We start from the raw sequence: 16436 nt of genomic DNA on the forward strand, positions 1-16436 counted from the left end.
CGGGATCCGGGCCGTGCGGGGCGGCCTTCAGGAAGTGAGCATTAGCTCCGAGCTGATCGTCCCCCACAGCGCGTCGAACCACAGGCGCGACTGCTCCACGAACGCCGCGTCCCGCTGCCCGGCCCGCTCCTCGAAGGCGAACAGCATCGAGCGCGTGCCGTCGGCGTCGTACAGCTTCAGCTGCTCGTGCTCGATCTCCCGCTCCCGGCGCCGCAGCGTGTAGTACGCGAACAGCGCCTCGGCCCCGTTGAGCAGGTACAGCTTGACCGGCGGGGTGAACGGCAGGGCGCGGAAGGAGACCCGCACGTCGATGCCGTGCGTGGTCCGCAGGGCCAGCAGGTTCTGCTGCAGCACCTGCCCCTGGGCGTTGCGCTGGGCCAGCCAGCGCCGGTGCAGCAGACCACCGTCGTCGGCGTCCACCGGAGTCGGGAAGGCCAGCTCGATGTCCCGGCTGGGGAGCAGCACCCGGACGTCGATCTTGGCCGGTTTCAAACGGCCCGCGTGGATCTCCCGCAGCGGCTCGCCGACGGCCAGCGTCAGCGAGACCGAGGTCAGACAGAGCGCGTCGATCTCCACATGGGGCGCGGCGAAGGCCGCCGCGATGCGCGGCGCCAGGCCCACCGTGGTGGGCTGGGGCGGCGCGGCCGGCCCGGCGAAGGGGCGCGCCGGCCCCGGGACCCCGGCCACCGTGGCCGGGCTGCCCTTGGAAACGTTGGTGAGCAGATGCTCCGACTGCAGGACGCGCAGCGCCTGCCGCACCCGCCCGCGCTCCACGCCGAACTCGTCGGCCAGCTCGGCCTGCGTGGGCATGCGCTGACCCGGCCGCAGCTCACCGGACCTGATCCGGTTGCGCAGTTCGTCGGCGATCTCCTGGTGGGACGAGCGTGACCGCTGTGGCCTCGTCCGTCCACTGACGGAGGCGTGCTCCGGGTCCACGGACAAACACTACAACTTCCCGCCATCTTTAGGCAGTTCACCGGCAGCTGGTTATGAGACGGTTCAGCGCGGAGATAAGAACAGTGAAGTTGGCTGCCAACTTGCAGGACATGGTCGAGCTTCCCAGTGGTTGGCCGACCGGGCTCCCATCCGGAGGGGAGCCGGGAGCCCGGACAGGGGACGGCCACCGGAGCGCACAGTCACAACTGAACACGACATGGCACAGCCACAACTGAACACCGCAGAGCACAGCCACAACTGAACAGCTCGCTACGGATGAACAGTCAGCGTGTCGTCGGCGGAAGGGTGGTCAGAAGATGTCCGGGCACCACGGCCGCCCGGGCGAGCGGAACAGGGCGTCGGCCTTACGGGCGGCGCCCTCTCGCTGTTCCTGGACCCGGCCGAGCGCGGCGAGCCGCAGCGGCGACTGACCGCCGAGCCACACCGACGCCAACTCGGCCACGTCCAGCGTGAGATCCGCGCTCGCACCGCCCGCCGGCGTGCACGACGCCCCGTCCGGACCCGCCTCCAGCCGGAACCGGCCCCCGGCGAGACCGGCGGCGTCGACGACCTCCAGCACCAGCGAGCCCTCACCCTCGTACGTCCGCGCCTCCAGGGCCCGTACGACGTCCAGGATCCGCACCCACAGCCAGTCCGCCTGCTCGGTGACCCGGGCCGCGCGCGGGTCGGGGAGGTAGTGGGGCAGCAGGTCGTCGGGGCCGCGGTAACCGCTGTCGACCTTGGTGATCCAGTCGATCGAGCACAGGTAGTGCCACAGCGCCCGCTCGGCCGCCGGAGTGGTCGCGATGAGCTTCTGCACGGTGGCGGTCTGTTCCGGCTGCTTGCCGTTCCAGGTCTCGTCGGACTTGTACGACACCAGACCCTGGACCTCGCCGTCGGCCGCCCGGTGGACGGCGTAGAAAGGCTCGGTCCACGTGTCGTGGAAGCGGACCGCTCCGGTGTGCACCTGCCACCACAGCTCGTCGCGGCTGACCGCGCCGGGCTGGGCGCGGCGGAAGCGCTCGTACAGCTCGGGGCCGAGCTTGCGCACGTCCTCGCCGTCCACCAGGTCGATCCGCCCGCCGTCCACCGGGCCCGACCAGCGCGGGTCGAGGCCGGCCCGGGTGACCTCGACGGCCCACCGGGTCGTCCAGGTCGCGGGCCCGAAGCCGTACCGCCCGTAGATCGGGTACTCGGCGGCGATCAGGGTGGCGACGACATCACCGCGCTCCTTCGCCGCCGCGAGGTCCTGCCCCATCATGCGGCTCAGCAGGCCGCGGCGGCGGTGGGTGGGACTCACGGTGACGTTGGAGATGGCGTCGGCGGGGACCGGCGCACCGCCCACCGCGGTCAGTTCCTGCGCGAAGGAGCGAAAGGTGGCCACGCACCGGCCGTTGTCGAAGGCGCCGAGCAGCCGACCCGGGACGAACTGCCTGCGGCGGGCCTCGATCTGCTCGGGCGTGAACACGGGAGGCTGCAGGAAACCGGTGTTCAGGGCGCGGTGCCAGTCCTCGAAGTCGGCCTCGGTGACCGTGCGTACGTCGCTCATCGGGCCACGATAGACACCCGGCCCGACGAGTGTCGCCCCGTTTTCCCGCGGGTCAGGCCAGCAGGTCGTCGACCTGCGCCTCACCCTCCCGGTACCGGCGCGCGATCTCGCCGCTGCAGTCGTCGGCCGTGTGCTGCAGCCGCTGGCGGCACCGGGACACCTCCTGCTCGTAGCGCACCAGCCGCCCCATCGCACTGTTCAGTTCGAGATCGGTACGCGCCTCGAGATCGCTCAGCTCGACCTCGCCGAGCATCTCGGCGGCCAGCTGCCGGTACTCCTCGTTGTGCGGGGTGCCGAGCGTGACATGGCGGGCCGAGGAACGGTGCCGGGCCGGGGCGTCCCTCAGGATCTCCGGGAGCCGGTCCACCATGGAACCGTCCGCGGGCGCCGGCACGGAGGCCCGCCCGCGCCGGCACAGCTCGGCGCGCAGGATGTCGATCCGGCCCTGCAGCAGCCGCCGCACATAGCTGAGGTCGGCCTCGTCGCGCTGGGCGTCACGGCGCAGGACGCGCAGCTCGGGCAGGCTCAGCCGGGCCAGATCGTGCTCGGGAGGCTCCGCGGGCAGCGCCGGGCCCCCGGGGCCGTCGGCGCGCTGGGCGGGCGGCCGGTACGACCCCTGCGTCCCCAGCTGCCCGCTGGTACTCGGTGTGCTCATGTGCTTCTGACCGTCCCCTCGACCCGCGTGTGCAAGCATCGTGCCACCCCAAGTGGCCGCTATGTGACCGAGTGCCCCCGAACAGCCCCAGATGGGCGGTAAGAGATCCATATTGAGCCCCCTGTGAGGGCGCCCGGGGAACCCGGCATCATGGTCCGCATGCGAGCGGTGGTGCAGAGGGTGGACGGCGCGAGCGTCGTCGTGGACGGCGAGACGGTGGGCGCGATCGAGGGCGAGGGGCTGTGCGTCCTCGTCGGGGTGACCCACGAGGACACCAAGGAGAAGGCGGCCCAGCTGGCCCGCAAGCTCTGGTCGATCCGGATGCTGGCCGACGAGCGGTCGTGCAGCGACATCGACGCCCCGCTGCTGGTGATCAGCCAGTTCACGCTCTACGGCGACGCCCGCAAGGGCCGCCGGCCGACCTGGAACGCGGCGGCCCCCGGCGATGTCGCCGAGCCTCTCGTGGACGAGGTGGTGGCCCAGCTGCGGGCACTCGGCGCGACGGTGGCGACGGGCCGCTTCGGCGCCCGGATGCGGGTGTCCCTGACGAACGACGGGCCCTTCACGGTGCTGCTGGAGATCTAGCCCTCCCGCTTGACCCCGTCCACGAAGGCGGCCCAGGCGGTGGCCCGGAAGAGAAGGGTTCCGCGGGCGGGGTCCTTGCTGTCGCGGACGGGGACGACGGAGGGGTTGCCGTCGGCGACTTCGAGGCACTGACCGCCGTCCGAGTTGCTGTAGCTGCTCTTACGCCACGTCACGCTTCCTCCACCATCCTCAGGATGAACTTCCGCGACTCGGCCGGGGGCAGGGCCATGTCACGCACCGCATCATAGGTTCGCTGGAAACGCTCAACCCTGCTTGGTTCTTCGATCAGTTCACCGTGTGCGTCGTTCTCGGCGTAAGCCACGGTACGACTGTCCAGCAGCCGGAGGAACATCAGGTCGGTGCTCGCCAAACCGTGAGAGCCTGCACCGAACGGCAGCACCTGGACCGTGACGTTCGGGCGCTCCGAAGCCTCCACCAAGTACTCCAGCTGCTCCTGCCAACCCCGCGCCTCGCGCAGCGGAGTCCGCAGCACCGCCTCGGAAAGGATGCTCCGGAACGTCGGTGCGTCGCCGCCCTTCAGCAACTCCCGTCGGCCGACGCGCGCTTCGACCTGCTGGTCCAGCTCCGGCCCCATGAGGCCGCCCGCCGCAAGCGCCTCACGCGCGTAGCCGTCGGTCTGCAGAAGGCCAGGGGGCCTGCTCACGGCGTAGTGCCACAGGTTCACCGCCTCGGACTCCAGGATCATGTACCGCCGGTACTGCTCCTTGAATTGCGTCGGGTCGGCCACCGCCAGCTCCCACAGCGTCACCAGCAGCCCCGGAGTCCCGTAGAACTGGTCCAGCGCCTGGACGACCTCGGGACCGCCCAGCGTCCGCCCGCTCTCCATCTTGCTGAACTGGGACGCGTCCCAGCCCACCTCCTTCGCGAGGTCCCGCAGGCTCAGGCCGCGCTCGGTCCTCAGGCGCCGCAGTTCCTCGGCGAACCGCCCCCTCGGCTCCTGGCTCCGCCCCGTGATCACCAGCCGCTGTGGCATCGCACCGCTCCTGTTGAATTTGTTGAATTTGGCGGCGCCGACGTTGAATTTGGGCCGCTCAACGGCCCGAACGCCCTCGCCGTACGTCATGCTCGTAACGCCACGAACACGTAGCGTAGTCCTGTGCTCGCTCTGCGCACAGGCGTTCACGGAAAGGAGCGGAGCCTGATGACAACGGCGTCGGAACCCCTCGAACCCGGGTCCCTCTGCTACGACCCGGCGACGGCCAAGGTCGGCGAGTACCGCGACCGGGCCGGTCCCTATGTGCTGCTCCGCCCCGTCGGAGGCGGGCGGGAGTGGGAGGCCGATCCGAGGACGCTGCGGCCGGCCACGGACCAGGAGCGGCTCGGCGCGAGCGTCCGGGCCGTCAACCACCGCAGCGGAACCGTGCCGTCGCTGTCCCCGCCCCTGGACCGGATCGGCCGGCCGCCGCGAGCCGTCCCGGGCTGCGGCACGTGCGCGGACCTGGCGGGACGCCGGGAGGCCGCGCGGGCGGCGTACGACCACAGCGCCGAGACCGACGCGAACGTCCTGCTGCGCCAGCACCAGCGGAAGGAGCACCGCGCATGAGCACCGGACAGGGCCTGCCGTACGAGGAGTGCAGGCGGCAGCAGGAGCGGGCGGCGCCACAAGACCGGGCGACCCCGTGGCCGGCCTACGCGTTACCGCCGTTCCGTCCCGGGGTGCACGGCGCGCGGGACCACCGGCCTCCCGTACCCGGGCCGCGGCCCTGACCGCACGCCGACATGCCGAAGGGCCGCACCTCCCCGGCGTCCAACCCGGAGGGAGATGCGGCCCTCAGCCGTCACTCAGAGCACTCGGTGCCCTCGATGCACTCAGACCGCGATCGCGACCTCGGCGAGTCCGCCCTGCTGGGCCACAACCGTGCGGTCCGCGGTGCCGCCCGGCACCAGCGCGCGAACGGTCCACGTGCCCTCGGCCGCGTAGAAACGGAACTGCCCCGTGGCGGAGGTCGGCACCTCCGCGGTGAACTCGCCGGTCGAGTCCAGCAGACGGACGTAGCCGGTCACCGGCTCGCCGTCGCGGGTCACCTGACCCTGGATCGTGGTCTCACCGGGCTTGATCGTCGAGGCGTCCGGGCCGCCGGCCTTCGCTCCACACATGCTGTTTCTCCAGAGGGGTCTGACCGGGAGGTCGGTCGGGATGGGTACCTGCGGGGCTTACTTGTTGGCGCCGAGCTCGATCGGCACGCCGACGAGGGAGCCGTACTCGGTCCAGGAGCCGTCGTAGTTCTTGACGTTCTCCACACCGAGCAGCTCGTGCAGCACGAACCAGGTCAGGGCCGAGCGCTCACCGATGCGGCAGTAGGCGATCGTGTCCTTGGCGAGGTCCACGTTCTCGTCGGCGTAGAGGGCCTTCAGCTCCTCGTCCGACTTGAAGGTGCCGTCGTCGTTGGCGTTCTTCGACCACGGGATGTTGCGGGCGCTCGGGACGTGGCCCGGACGCTGCGACTGCTCCTGCGGGAGGTGGGCCGGGGCGAGCAGCTTGCCGGAGAACTCGTCGGGCGAGCGGACGTCGACGAGGTTCTGCGAGCCGATCGCGGCGACGACGTCGTCACGGAAGGCGCGGATGGAGGTGTCCTGGGCCTTGGCCTTGTAGTCGGTGGCCGGGCGCTCGGGGACGTCGTCGCCGGCGACGAGCTCGCGGGCGTCCAGCTCCCACTTCTTGCGGCCGCCGTCGAGGAGCTTGACGTTCTCGTGGCCGTACAGCTTGAAGTACCAGTAGGCGTAGGACGCGAACCAGTTGTTGTTGCCGCCGTAGAGGATCACCAGGGTGTCGTTGGCGATGCCCTTCTTCGACAGGAGCTTCTCGAAGCCCTCCTGGTCGATGAAGTCACGGCGCACCGGGTCCTGGAGGTCCTTCGTCCAGTCGATGCGGATCGCGTTCTTGATGTGGTTCTTCTCGTAGGCGGACGTGTCCTCGTCCACCTCGACGATGGCGATGGCCGGGTCGTCCAGGTGCTCCTGCAGCCAGTCGGCATCGACCAGGACGTCGGTGCGGCTCATGCTCTTTCTCCTCCGGGGCAGTTGCGGCGGGGCGTGCGAGTAAGAGGGGTGCGCGCTTCGGGGCGCACGGGTGCCCTTCCAGCAGGGCGGGGGGTGTGATGCGGAAGTCGGGGACTTTCGCTCAGAAGGGGCGACAGAGCATGGCGGCAACGCGGCACAGGTCCACTGCCCGCCGCTTCGTGAGATCCGCCTGTCGCTTCATGGGCTCGATCGTAGGGACGTCCGGGCGGACATGTCACCGGCGTGTCATATCGCGAGACGCGATCGTCCGAATAGCGGGATGCGAAGAGCGCCCGGGGCGTCTTCGCACGGCCACCGGGCGCTCGTGGGGGTCACCGCGGCTGCGCCGCGGACCTGATCGTCTCGCCAGTCGGACGGTTCCTGTCCACCGGCCCTGGTCCTACCCCGCCAGCTTGACGTCCGAACCCTTCACGGTGATCTCCACGCCGTCCTGGGCGGCCTGCACCTTGTCCAGCCTGATGCCGCCGGGAAGGGCGCCGATCTTCACCTCGGAGACGTCGAGCGCCCGGTTGCCGAACTTGGGCAGCCCGTCGGCGTGCACCTTCACGGTGTCGCCCTTGACCGTGACCGTGCCGAGCACCGGGAGCGGCACACCGGCGACCTCGACCGTGGCCCTGACCTTGCCGTTGCCGCCGTAGGCGAGGCCGGTCACCTTGCCGGTGGCGCCCAGGGGCAGCTCGACCGGCTCGTCCTTGACCGCGCCCAGCAGCTGGTCGTACGCGATCGTCGCGGTACCGGACGCGTCGGCCGCGGTGGCGGAGCTGTAGTCACCGGAGAAGGAGACGCCCTTCATGTCGGCCTTCAGGTCGGCGATCCGGATCGTCTTGCCGGCGGTGCCGGTGGTCGCCTCGTAGTCCTTGATCCCCACCTGGACGTCGTCCAGCGAGCCGCCCGCGACCTGGGTGAGGAAGGGGAAGCCCGTGATGTCCACGTCCGGGGTGGAGGCCAGGTTCTGCGACGACTTCAGTTTGTCGGCGGCCTCGCCCTCGGCGAAGTGCACGGCGACTCTGTCCACGATCACGAACAGCACGCCCAGGATCACGACGAGGATCAGCAGTATTCGCAGGGCACGCATGTGGTGTTTCCCCCGGGTCGGCGGCGGTGTACGAAGCGGTACGGCGTACGCCACGGTAACCCTGCCCGGTGCGGCCGCACGGTCTTTGTCGATCGGTTGTGACAGGGGCCGCTCGCCCTACTCTGGAACCATGTACGCCCGGCGTCGTCACATCTACTTCGCCATGATGGGGATCTGCATCGGTCTCTTCGTCCTGGCGTGGGGGGTCGTGCGCATCTGGTCCGTCCCCGCGGCCGTCGGTATGTGTGTCGTCGCCATGGTCATCCCGCCGGTCGCCGCGATGATCGCCAACCGCCGGGGCCCGGAGGACCGCTGGTGGGACGACCCGTCCGGGGACCCCCAGTCGGACGAGTGGTGGGACGAACTGGACGGCAAGAAGCGTCCGCGGCAGTAGGAAACCCGCCCCTTGGCCGGGCTCTCACCGAGTCCGAGGAGGCCCGCCGGGTCCGGCTGTCCCGGGGGGCTCAGTAGACGAGGGCCTGGGCGTCGTCCGCCAGGGCTTCCTGGACGAAGACCTGGGCGCCCGCGATCCGTACGCCCTCGATGACGTCCTTCTCGGTGATCTCGCGCCGGGCCGCGCACTGGGTGCACAGGGTGATGCGGCCGGCCGCGAGGACCGAGTCGAGCAGGTCCGGCAGCGGGGCCGCGTGCGGCAGCTCGAACTCGGCCGCCCGCCCCGGCAGCGCGAACCACGACGACTCCCCGGTCAGCCACAGCGAGACCTCGACCCCGCTGGCCACGGCCACCGCCGCCACCGTGAACGCCTGCGAGCAACGCTCGGGTGCGTCGGCCCCTGCGGTCACCTTGATCACGAGCTTCTTCGCCATGGCTGAATCGTAATCCGCTCGGCTACAACTTCATGCGCATGCCACGAGCGTCCTGTGAACGCGCGGGTCGAGGAATCCGCGGTTCCCGTTGCCTGGGGGGAGACCGATCCTTGGAAGTGCCCGAGAGAACCACCACGCCGGAGGCGGAGCCGGAGGCCGAGCCGGAACCGTCGAGCGCCGGGGCGCCGGCCGCGCCGCCGGTGCGGCGGCGGGGCCGTACGCCCCTGTTTCTCGCCGGTGCCGCCGTGCTCGGACTGATCGCCGTTCACCTGCGCCGGATACCTCGTCCGGGCCGACCGCAAGCCCACCGGGCTGCCCCCGCTGTCGCAGCCGCACCTCGCCCGGGCCCGGGGCGGCGCGCCGGAACCCCTCTCCGCGTCCCAGGACCGCCGGGTCGAGGTCGACGGTGACCTGCGCAAGCTGCTGCTGAAGAAGCCGAGCGGCGCGCGGCAGGCCCCCTTCAAGTCCGGCCAAGTCCGGCGCGCGCCCCGGTGCTGCGCGCGCCGAAGGGAGCCGGCGAGGACAAGGCGCTGCGCGGTGACGACGGGTGGCTGAAGGTCCGGGACTTCCTCGCCCGGTTCCCGGACGAGGACGACCGGCGGCGGCTGGGACAGAAACTCACCGACTACGGCCTGCGCCACATCGCGGCCCGCGGCTGGACCACCCCGGACGGGACGCGGACGCGGATCCAGCTGCTTCAGTTCGCCACGGCCGCCGTCGTCGACGACCTGATGAGCGGCGGGCCGGCCGGGTCCGCGGCCCCCGTCCACCCGGTGCGCGGCGCCGACGCCTACGACCTAGACGTGATGTTCCCGTACAAGGCGCGGATCAAGGACCTCACGCTCACCCCCTACGCCGAGGTCGAGCCGTACGGTGCCGAGCAGGTCCGGCAGGCCTATGTCGGGGCCGGGGACACCATCGCGGTGATCACACAGTCCCGCCGGGGAGGCGCGAATCCCGTGCCGTTCCGGCAGACCGTGACCCTGCGGAGCGAGCTGCTCGCCCGAGGGACCTCGTCAGGAGGGCCGGGCTCCGGCCGCGTAAGCTGGGGCCCGGCTCTGTCGTCCGCCCACCCTCGCTCAAGGAGCACCCGTGGAAGCCTTCTTCGAAATCCTGCTGGTCCTGGTCTGCGTCGGCGTGCTCGCCTTCGCCGGTCTGACCGTGAAGAAGCTGTACCAGGGTCAGCGCTGACCCTCTCCCAGGAAAGCTGCCACTCATGATCGAGATCCCGTCCGACCTGCACAAGGACCTGGTCCCGCTCGCCTTCCTGCTCGGCAACTGGGCCGGCGCCGGCGTGCACGACTTCCCCGGCTCGGAGAAGTGCAACTTCGGGCAGGAGGTCAGTTTCAGCCACGACGGCCGGGACTTCCTCGAGTACCACTCGCAGACCTGGGTGCTGGACCAGGACGGCAACAAGGTCCGCCCGCTGGAGACCGAGCACGGCTTCTGGCGCATCGACGCGAATCGCAAGGTCGAGGTCACGATGACCCGCGACGACGGTGTCATCGAGATCTGGTACGGCGAGATGGCCGACAAGAAGCCGCAGATCGACCTGGTGACGGACGCCGTCGCCCGTACGGCCGCCTCGCAGCCGTACAACGGGGGCAAGCGCCTCTACGGCTACGTCAAGAGCGACCTCATGTGGGTGGGCGAGAAGCAGACCCCCGAGGTTCCGCTGCGCCCGTACATGTCGGCCCAGCTGAAGAAGGTCGTCACCCCCGAGGACGTCGAGCGCTGGGCCAAGGCCCTTCCGGACGACATGCCGGACGACGGCATCGCATTCTTCAAGTAGCCATACACTCGTCGGTGTGGTGAGCACCGACTGGAAGAGCGACCTCAGGCAGCGTGGCTACCGGCTGACGCCGCAGCGGCAGCTTGTCCTCGAAGCCGTGGACACCCTTGAGCACGCGACCCCCGACGACATCCTCGTGGAAGTGAGGAAGACGGCGTCGGGGGTCAACATTTCCACCGTCTACCGCACGTTGGAGCTGCTGGAGGAGCTGGGCCTGGTCAGCCACGCCCATCTCGGCCATGGTGCGCCCACCTACCACCTCGCCGACCGCCACCACCATCTGCACCTGGTGTGCCGGGACTGCGAGAACGTGGTCGAGGCCGACGTGGACGTGGCCGCCGAGTTCACCGCCAAGCTGCGGCAGCAGTTCGGGTTCGACACCGACATGAAGCACTTCGCGATCTTCGGGCGGTGCAAGGACTGTGCGCCGAGGAGCTCAACTACCACGTCGTAGGCTGACGGTATGAAGAGCCCTCTGCTGTCCCTGCCCGGCGCCGTCCCTGCCGAGGGTGTGGACGAAGGTGTCGCCGCCCACTACGGCGACCTGTTCCGTGAGCAGCGTGCCCTCGCCGACGGCACCGGCTTCGTCGATCTCTCGCACCGCGGTGTCGTCGCCGTCACCGGCGACGACCGCCTCAGCTGGCTGCACCTGCTGCTCACCCAGCACGTCAGCGAACTGCCCGTCGGCCAGGCCACCGAGGCGCTGATCCTGTCCGCGCACGGGCACATCGAGCACGCCCTGTACCTGGTGGACGACGGGACGACCGTCTGGGCGCACGTGGAGCCCGGCACCCAGGACGCGCTGATCGCGTACCTGGAGTCGATGAAGTTCTTCTACCGGGTCGAGGTCGCCGACCGGACCGCCGACTTCGCGGTCGTCCACCTGCCCGCCGGGTCCATCGCCGAGGTACCGCAGGGCGTCGTCGTGCGCGAGACGGCGTACGGGCGTGATCTGTTCCTGCCCCGGGAGGACCTGGAGTCCTTCGCGGCCACGCACGGGCCCGCCGCGGGCCTGCTCGCCTACGAGGCGCTGCGCGTCGAGCACCACCGGCCGCGGCTCGGTTTCGAGACCGACCACCGCACGATCCCGCACGAGCTGGGCTGGATCGGTACGGCCGTGCATCTGCAGAAGGGGTGCTACCGGGGGCAGGAGACCGTGGCCCGGGTGCAGAACCTCGGCAAGCCGCCCCGGCGCCTGGTCTTCCTGCACCTGGACGGCAGCGAGGTGCACCTGCCGGTGGCGGGCACGGAGATCCGGCTCGCGGACGAGGGGCCCGACGGCCGCAAGATCGGTTTCGTGACCACGTCCGTGCGCCACCACGAACTGGGACCGGTGGCCCTGGCACTGGTGAAGCGGAACGTCCCGACCGACGCCAGGCTCCTGGCCGGAGAGACGGCGGCGGCGCAGGAGACCGTGGTCGAGCCGTAGGGGGCGGCTGCGGCTCGGTGGGGTGGCGGGCTGGTCGTGAGCACGACCAGCCCCGCGGCCGGCGTTGCGCCTAGCCCAGCGTGCGTCCCAGTACCCACACCACCGGTGCCGCTGCCGACAGGGGCAGGGCCACGCCCGCTGTGAAGTGGACGAAGCGGGACGGGTAGTCGTAGGCGGCCACCCGGTGGCCGATCAGCGCGCAGACGCCGGCGGCTCCGCCGAGCAGGGCGCCCTTCGCGCCCAGCCCCGTCATCCCACCCACGGCGATCCCCGCGCCGGCCGCCGCCAGAACCGCGACGACCACCGACGCCGGGGTGGGCAGCGGCAGGGCGCGGGCCAGGACGGCCACCGCCACCGCCGCCGCGCCGACCGACACCGCGTGGGTGTCCGCGGCCAGGTACCCGGTCGCCAGGACCGTCAGCGCCGCCGAGGCGACCGTGGCCATCAGGCCGTACATCCGCTCGTCCGGCGACGCGTGCGAGCGCAGCTGCAGCACCAGGGACAGCAGGACCCAGACGCCGAGCGGGCCGAGGATCGCGACCGGGGCGTGGTCGCGGCCGGCGGCCAGGACGGCCACGTCGGCCGTCAGGCCGCCAGCGAAGGCCAGCGCGATGCCCTGCCGGGCCGGCCACATGCCGTTGAGCCGGAACCAGCCCGCCGCGGTGACCGCCTGGAGCAGCACCAGCGGGACGACGAGGGCGTACGAGGCGACGGGCGCCGTGGCGGCCAGCAGCAGGCCCAGGAGCGCGGTGAGCAGCGCCGGCTGCATTCCGGGATCGATGATCGGCGAGCGGCCCTCCAGGCGCGCCCGCTGTGCGTCGGTGATCCGGGCGTTGCCGCCGAGTGTGGCGGGGCCGTAGGCCGGCCCGGACTCGGATTCCGGCGTCTGGGCCGGTGCCGGACCCTGGGCCCGGGCCATCGCCGGTTCCGGCTGCGGCTGCGGTGCGTACTGCGCCTGCTGCGGCTCGGCGTACTGCTGTGCCTGCGGGGGCTGCTGGTACTGGTGCTGCGGCAGGTACGCCGTCTCGGCCCCCTGCGCCTGCACCGGCGCGTGCGTCTGCGTCTCCCACGTCCGGCCCTGCCACTGCTGGGTCGCCTGGGGGTCGTAGCCGGGCTGGGCGTACGGGTCGTGGCCGGGCCAGTTCTGTGGCGCGGGCTGCTGCTGGTAGGGGTCGTAGCCCTCGTACGGGCCGCCCTGATACGGCTGGTCGCTCATCGCCTCACCCTCCTGCGAACGGCGGGAGCACCTCGACCGTGCCGCCCTCGGCCAGCCGTACCGTCTCATGCGCGCGTGTCCCGACGGGGTCACCGTCGACGAGGAAGGAGCATCGCTGCAGCACGCGCGTCAGTTCGCCGGGGTGCCGCGCGCGGACGGCGGCCAGCGCGTCGGCGAGCGTGTCCGCGTCGTACGGCTCCTCGGCGACACCGGCGGCGGCCTTCGCGGCGGCCCAGTAGCGCACCGTGACCTTGGGCATCTCGTTCCTCAATCGGCGGCGGATAACAACAAAGACAGATGGTGTCAGGCTAGCCCGCCGCGCCCCGCGCCCAGTCCGCGATCCGGGTGAGGAGGGCTTCGTCCGTCGCGTGCTCCGCGTGGCCCATGCCCGGTTCGACCCAGAGTTCGCCGTGGTCACCGGCCGCTTCGACGAGCATCCGGGGGTGGTCGAGGGGGAAGTAGCCGTCGCGGTCGCCGTGGACGACGAGCAGGGGGGTGGGGGCGATCCGGGGAACCGACTCCACCGGGGACAGGGGCACCGGGTCCCATTCGCGGTGGTGGATGCGGGTGCGCAGGCCGTAGCGGCCGACCAGGCGGCCCTCGGGACGGGTGACCAGCCAGTGCAGACGGCGCATGGGGGCGGTACCCCGGTAGTACCAGCGGGCCGGGGCGCTGACCGAGACCACCGCGTCGACCGTGCGGGGGTGCAGGGCCGCGTGCCGCAGGACGACCGAGCCGCCCATGGAGAAGCCGACGCTGACCACGCGCGCGTGCCCGAAGCCGCGGGCCCAGTCGACGGCGGCGGCGAGGTCCAGGACCTCCTTGTCGCCGACCGTGGACCGGCCGCCCGAGCGTCCGTGGCCGCGGAAGGAGAAGGTGACGACGGCGCCGTGACCGCGCAGCACGCCCGCCACCCTTCGTACGTGCGGGCGGTCCACGTCCCCGGTGAAGCCGTGGGCGATCACGAACACCAGGTCGCCGGCGAGTGGCCGGGAGGCGTCGGATGCGGTTTCGTATACAACAGCGGGCGGATCGTATACGGAATCGATCGGGATTCCGTCGGTACTGTGCAGGAACGTCCGGATAGGGGCCCGTCCGCCTGTCTCGGGATTCGGACGAACGGTGGAACGTGCCACATGACCTGCCGAACGGTTGCTCATGTGGGCTATTCTGCTGGGCAGAGGACTCGGGCAGCGTAGCCCCCGGGTCCTTTTGTGCTTTCGGAAGCGTTGTATACGAAGCGGGAAACCTCAGGTGACCGCCGGTGTACGGGCCCCCGGGATCGCAGAGCAGTGCCCGTCCGCACAGCCTCGCAGGGACCGAGGAGGAACCAGACGTATGAGTTCTCTGCTGCTCCTGACCAACGCCCTCCAGCCGTCGACGGAGGTGCTGCCCGCCCTCGGCCTGCTGCTGCACAACGTGCGGGTGGCCCCGGCGGAGGGCCCCGCCCTCGTCGACACCCCCGGCGCCGACGTCATCCTCGTCGACGGCCGCCGCGACCTGCCCCAGGTCCGCAGTCTCTGCCAGCTGCTGCGCTCCACGGGTCCCGGATGTCCGCTGCTCCTCGTGGTCACCGAGGGCGGCCTCGCCGCCGTCACGGCCGACTGGGGCGTCGACGACGTCCTCCTCGACACCGCGGGTCCCGCGGAGGTCGAGGCGCGGCTGCGGCTGGCCATGGGCCGGCAGCAGATCGGGGCCGACGACTCGCCGATGGAGATCCGCAACGGCGATCTGTCGGTGGACGAGGCGACGTACAGCGCGAAGCTCAAGGGGCGGGTCCTGGACCTGACCTTCAAGGAGTTCGAGCTGCTGAAGTACCTCGCCCAGCATCCGGGGCGGGTCTTCACCCGGGCCCAGCTGCTGCAGGAGGTGTGGGGCTACGACTACTTCGGTGGCACCCGCACGGTGGACGTGCACGTGCGGCGGCTGCGGGCCAAGCTCGGCCCGGAGCACGAGTCGCTGATCGGCACCGTCCGGAACGTCGGTTATCGATTCGTTACGCCCGAGAAGCCCGACCGGTCCGGCGAGGACGCAAAGGCGAAGGCGGACCGGGCGAAGGCGAAGAATGCGGACACTTCGTCCGCATCCACCGTGCTGGACGGCACCGAGATCCACGCCGACGCCTGACGCACCGCGGGAAGACCACTCGTGCGGGGCATTGCTTCCGCACATCCAACCCTTGATATGCCCTGCCCAGGGCGGGTCCATCCGCGTAGACTCCGCGCGTGGCCAAGGTGACTCGGGATGATGTGGCACGGCTGGCTGGAACCTCCACCGCCGTCGTCAGTTATGTCATCAACAACGGACCCCGGCCGGTCGCCCCGGCCACGCGCGAGCGTGTCCTCGCCGCGATCAAGGAACTGGGGTACCGGCCCGACCGGGTCGCCCAGGCGATGGCCTCGCGCCGCACCGACCTCATAGGCCTGATCATCCCGGACGCCCGTCAGCCCTTCTTCGGCGAGATGGCGCATGCGGTGGAGCAGGCCGCCTCCGAGCGCGGAAAGATGGTCCTCGTCGGGAACACCGATTACATCGGCGAACGCGAGGTCCACTATCTGCGCGCCTTCCTGGGCATGCGCGTCTCCGGACTGATCCTGGTCAGTCACGCCCTGAACGACCTGGCCGCCGCCGAGATCGACGCCTGGGACGCCCGCGTGGTGCTGCTGCACGAGCGCCCCGAGGCCATCGACGACGTGGCCGTCGTGACGGACGACCTGGGCGGCGCCCAGCTCGCCGTGCGCCACCTGCTGGAGCACGGCTACGAGTACGTCGCCTGTGTGGGCGGCACGGCCGAGACCCCGGCCGTCGGCGACCCGGTCTCCGACCACGTCGAGGGATGGAAGCGGGCCATGGCCGAGGCGGGCCTGTCCACCGAGGGCCGGCTGTTCGAGGCGCCGTACAACCGCTACGACGCCTACAAGGTGGCCCTGGAGATCCTGTCCCGCCCGAACCGCCCGCCGGCGGTCTTCTGCTCCACCGACGACCAGGCGATCGGCCTGCTGCGGGCCGCGCGCGAGCTGCGCATCGACGTGCCCGGGGAACTGGCGGTGGCCGCCTTCGACGACATCAAGGAGGCCGCGCTCGCCGACCCGCCGCTCACCACGGTCGCCTCGGACCGCTCGGCGATGGCCCGGGCGGCGGTCGACCTGGTCCTGGACGACGGGCTGCGGGTCGCGGGGTCGCGGCGGGAGCGGCTGAAGACGTTCCCGTCGCGGCTGGTGGTGCGCACCAGCTGCGGGTGCAACGGCTGAACCCTTCATGAGGGCCGGGTGAGAGCCTGGTCCTCACATCCGAGAAGCCTCCTCATATCGGGCAAACGAGGTTCTGCCG

22 protein-coding genes are annotated in these 16436 nt (G+C 71.0%); 9 read left to right on the forward strand and 13 right to left on the reverse strand.

Translation table 11 applies throughout. The features are described 5' to 3' along the window. Positions 1–27: 27 nt before the first annotated feature. From ACIHEJ_RS20155 to ACIHEJ_RS20165, 3 genes are all read right to left on the reverse strand, one after another. On the reverse strand, positions 28–942 hold the full coding sequence (locus tag ACIHEJ_RS20155; RefSeq protein WP_400137310.1) for a winged helix-turn-helix domain-containing protein: 915 nt from the start codon (positions 940–942) through the stop codon (positions 28–30). Between the two features lie 304 nt (positions 943–1246). Then, positions 1247–2485 carry a GNAT family N-acetyltransferase gene (locus ACIHEJ_RS20160; protein ID WP_400137311.1) on the reverse strand — a complete coding sequence of 413 codons (1239 nt, stop codon included), beginning with the start codon at positions 2483–2485 and terminating at the stop codon, positions 1247–1249. Positions 2486–2537: 52 nt separating this feature from the next. Beyond that, complete coding sequence (locus tag ACIHEJ_RS20165; RefSeq protein ID WP_400137313.1) at positions 2538–3140, reverse strand: aerial mycelium formation protein; 603 nt, start codon at positions 3138–3140, stop codon at positions 2538–2540. A gap of 159 nt (positions 3141–3299) precedes the next feature. Between ACIHEJ_RS20165 and dtd the strand changes: the two genes are divergently transcribed. After that, a complete protein-coding gene (gene dtd / locus ACIHEJ_RS20170; protein WP_400137521.1) occupies positions 3300–3725 on the forward strand; it encodes a D-aminoacyl-tRNA deacylase in 426 nt (141 codons plus the stop codon). Here the strand turns inward: dtd and ACIHEJ_RS20175 are convergent. Both ACIHEJ_RS20175 and ACIHEJ_RS20180 read right to left on the reverse strand, forming a co-directional pair. Continuing rightward, positions 3722–3898: a DUF397 domain-containing protein gene (locus tag ACIHEJ_RS20175; RefSeq protein ID WP_400137317.1), complete on the reverse strand. Its 177-nt coding sequence runs from the start codon at positions 3896–3898 to the stop codon at positions 3722–3724. The two genes, dtd and ACIHEJ_RS20175, sit on opposite strands and share 4 nt — an antisense overlap. Next, complete coding sequence (locus tag ACIHEJ_RS20180; RefSeq protein ID WP_400137524.1) at positions 3895–4719, reverse strand: helix-turn-helix domain-containing protein; 825 nt, start codon at positions 4717–4719, stop codon at positions 3895–3897. The genes ACIHEJ_RS20175 and ACIHEJ_RS20180 overlap by 4 nt, the downstream gene beginning before the upstream one ends. A 168-nt stretch (positions 4720–4887) precedes the next feature. Between ACIHEJ_RS20180 and ACIHEJ_RS20185 the strand changes: the two genes are divergently transcribed. Then, positions 4888–5289 carry a hypothetical protein gene (locus ACIHEJ_RS20185; RefSeq protein ID WP_400137319.1) on the forward strand — a complete coding sequence of 134 codons (402 nt, stop codon included), beginning with the start codon at positions 4888–4890 and terminating at the stop codon, positions 5287–5289. Further along, on the forward strand, positions 5286–5453 hold the full coding sequence (locus ACIHEJ_RS20190; RefSeq protein WP_400137322.1) for a hypothetical protein: 168 nt from the start codon (positions 5286–5288) through the stop codon (positions 5451–5453). The genes ACIHEJ_RS20185 and ACIHEJ_RS20190 overlap by 4 nt, the downstream gene beginning before the upstream one ends. A 102-nt stretch (positions 5454–5555) precedes the next feature. Here the strand turns inward: ACIHEJ_RS20190 and ACIHEJ_RS20195 are convergent, their stop codons facing one another. The 4 genes from ACIHEJ_RS20195 to ACIHEJ_RS20210 form a co-directional block, all read right to left on the reverse strand. After that, positions 5556–5843 (reverse strand): DUF1416 domain-containing protein, encoded by a 288-nt coding sequence (locus ACIHEJ_RS20195; protein ID WP_004986406.1) that lies wholly within the window; start codon positions 5841–5843, stop codon positions 5556–5558. Between the two features lie 57 nt (positions 5844–5900). Beyond that, on the reverse strand, positions 5901–6746 hold the full coding sequence (locus ACIHEJ_RS20200) for a sulfurtransferase (RefSeq protein WP_400137324.1): 846 nt from the start codon (positions 6744–6746) through the stop codon (positions 5901–5903). 121 nt (positions 6747–6867) lie between these two features. After that, a complete protein-coding gene (locus tag ACIHEJ_RS20205) occupies positions 6868–6948 on the reverse strand; it encodes an Ms5788A family Cys-rich leader peptide (protein WP_350751515.1) in 81 nt (26 codons plus the stop codon). 198 nt (positions 6949–7146) lie between these two features. Further along, the gene (locus ACIHEJ_RS20210; protein WP_400137327.1) at positions 7147–7842 is read right to left on the reverse strand and encodes a DUF2993 domain-containing protein; all 696 of its coding nucleotides are present in this window, start codon (positions 7840–7842) and stop codon (positions 7147–7149) included. 130 nt (positions 7843–7972) lie between these two features. On the opposite strand from ACIHEJ_RS20210, the gene ACIHEJ_RS20215 reads away from it, so the two are divergent. After that, positions 7973–8236, forward strand: coding sequence for a DUF3099 domain-containing protein (locus ACIHEJ_RS20215; RefSeq protein ID WP_366014519.1), 264 nt, complete (start codon positions 7973–7975; stop codon positions 8234–8236). A gap of 70 nt (positions 8237–8306) precedes the next feature. Here ACIHEJ_RS20215 and ACIHEJ_RS20220 read toward each other — a convergent pair whose 3' ends face one another. Further along, positions 8307–8669: a DsrE family protein gene (locus tag ACIHEJ_RS20220; protein WP_366014517.1), complete on the reverse strand. Its 363-nt coding sequence runs from the start codon at positions 8667–8669 to the stop codon at positions 8307–8309. 1216 nt (positions 8670–9885) lie between these two features. Between ACIHEJ_RS20220 and ACIHEJ_RS20225 the strand changes: the two genes are divergently transcribed. From ACIHEJ_RS20225 to ACIHEJ_RS20235, 3 genes are read left to right on the forward strand one after another with little or no spacing between them, the layout of a single operon-like run. Beyond that, positions 9886–10461 (forward strand): FABP family protein, encoded by a 576-nt coding sequence (locus ACIHEJ_RS20225; RefSeq protein WP_400137331.1) that lies wholly within the window; start codon positions 9886–9888, stop codon positions 10459–10461. Between the two features lie 16 nt (positions 10462–10477). Then, the gene (locus ACIHEJ_RS20230; protein WP_400137334.1) at positions 10478–10915 is read left to right on the forward strand and encodes a Fur family transcriptional regulator; all 438 of its coding nucleotides are present in this window, start codon (positions 10478–10480) and stop codon (positions 10913–10915) included. 9 nt (positions 10916–10924) lie between these two features. After that, a complete protein-coding gene (locus ACIHEJ_RS20235; RefSeq protein WP_400137336.1) occupies positions 10925–11890 on the forward strand; it encodes a YgfZ/GcvT domain-containing protein in 966 nt (321 codons plus the stop codon). 70 nt (positions 11891–11960) lie between these two features. On the opposite strand, the gene ACIHEJ_RS20240 is transcribed toward ACIHEJ_RS20235, so the two are convergent. From ACIHEJ_RS20240 to ACIHEJ_RS20250, 3 genes are read right to left on the reverse strand one after another with little or no spacing between them, the layout of a single operon-like run. Further along, positions 11961–13106, reverse strand: a complete 1146-nt coding sequence (locus ACIHEJ_RS20240; protein ID WP_400137338.1) for a hypothetical protein — start codon at positions 13104–13106, stop codon at positions 11961–11963. Positions 13107–13110: 4 nt separating this feature from the next. Then, the gene (locus ACIHEJ_RS20245; RefSeq protein WP_153543445.1) at positions 13111–13365 is read right to left on the reverse strand and encodes a MoaD/ThiS family protein; all 255 of its coding nucleotides are present in this window, start codon (positions 13363–13365) and stop codon (positions 13111–13113) included. Between the two features lie 49 nt (positions 13366–13414). Next, complete coding sequence (locus tag ACIHEJ_RS20250) at positions 13415–14266, reverse strand: alpha/beta hydrolase (RefSeq protein ID WP_400137341.1); 852 nt, start codon at positions 14264–14266, stop codon at positions 13415–13417. Positions 14267–14444: 178 nt separating this feature from the next. Between ACIHEJ_RS20250 and ACIHEJ_RS20255 the strand changes: the two genes are divergently transcribed. Together ACIHEJ_RS20255 and ACIHEJ_RS20260 are read left to right on the forward strand one after the other, a co-directional pair. Then, entirely contained in the window at positions 14445–15233 is a 789-nt protein-coding gene (locus ACIHEJ_RS20255; protein ID WP_400137344.1) for a response regulator transcription factor, read from the forward strand. A gap of 98 nt (positions 15234–15331) precedes the next feature. Continuing rightward, positions 15332–16357 (forward strand): LacI family DNA-binding transcriptional regulator, encoded by a 1026-nt coding sequence (locus ACIHEJ_RS20260; protein WP_400137346.1) that lies wholly within the window; start codon positions 15332–15334, stop codon positions 16355–16357. The last annotated feature ends 79 nt before the right edge of the window (positions 16358–16436 follow it).

Source organism: Streptomyces sp. NPDC052301, from assembly GCF_044593395.1.
In the GTDB taxonomy this organism is placed as follows: domain Bacteria; phylum Actinomycetota; class Actinomycetes; order Streptomycetales; family Streptomycetaceae; genus Streptomyces.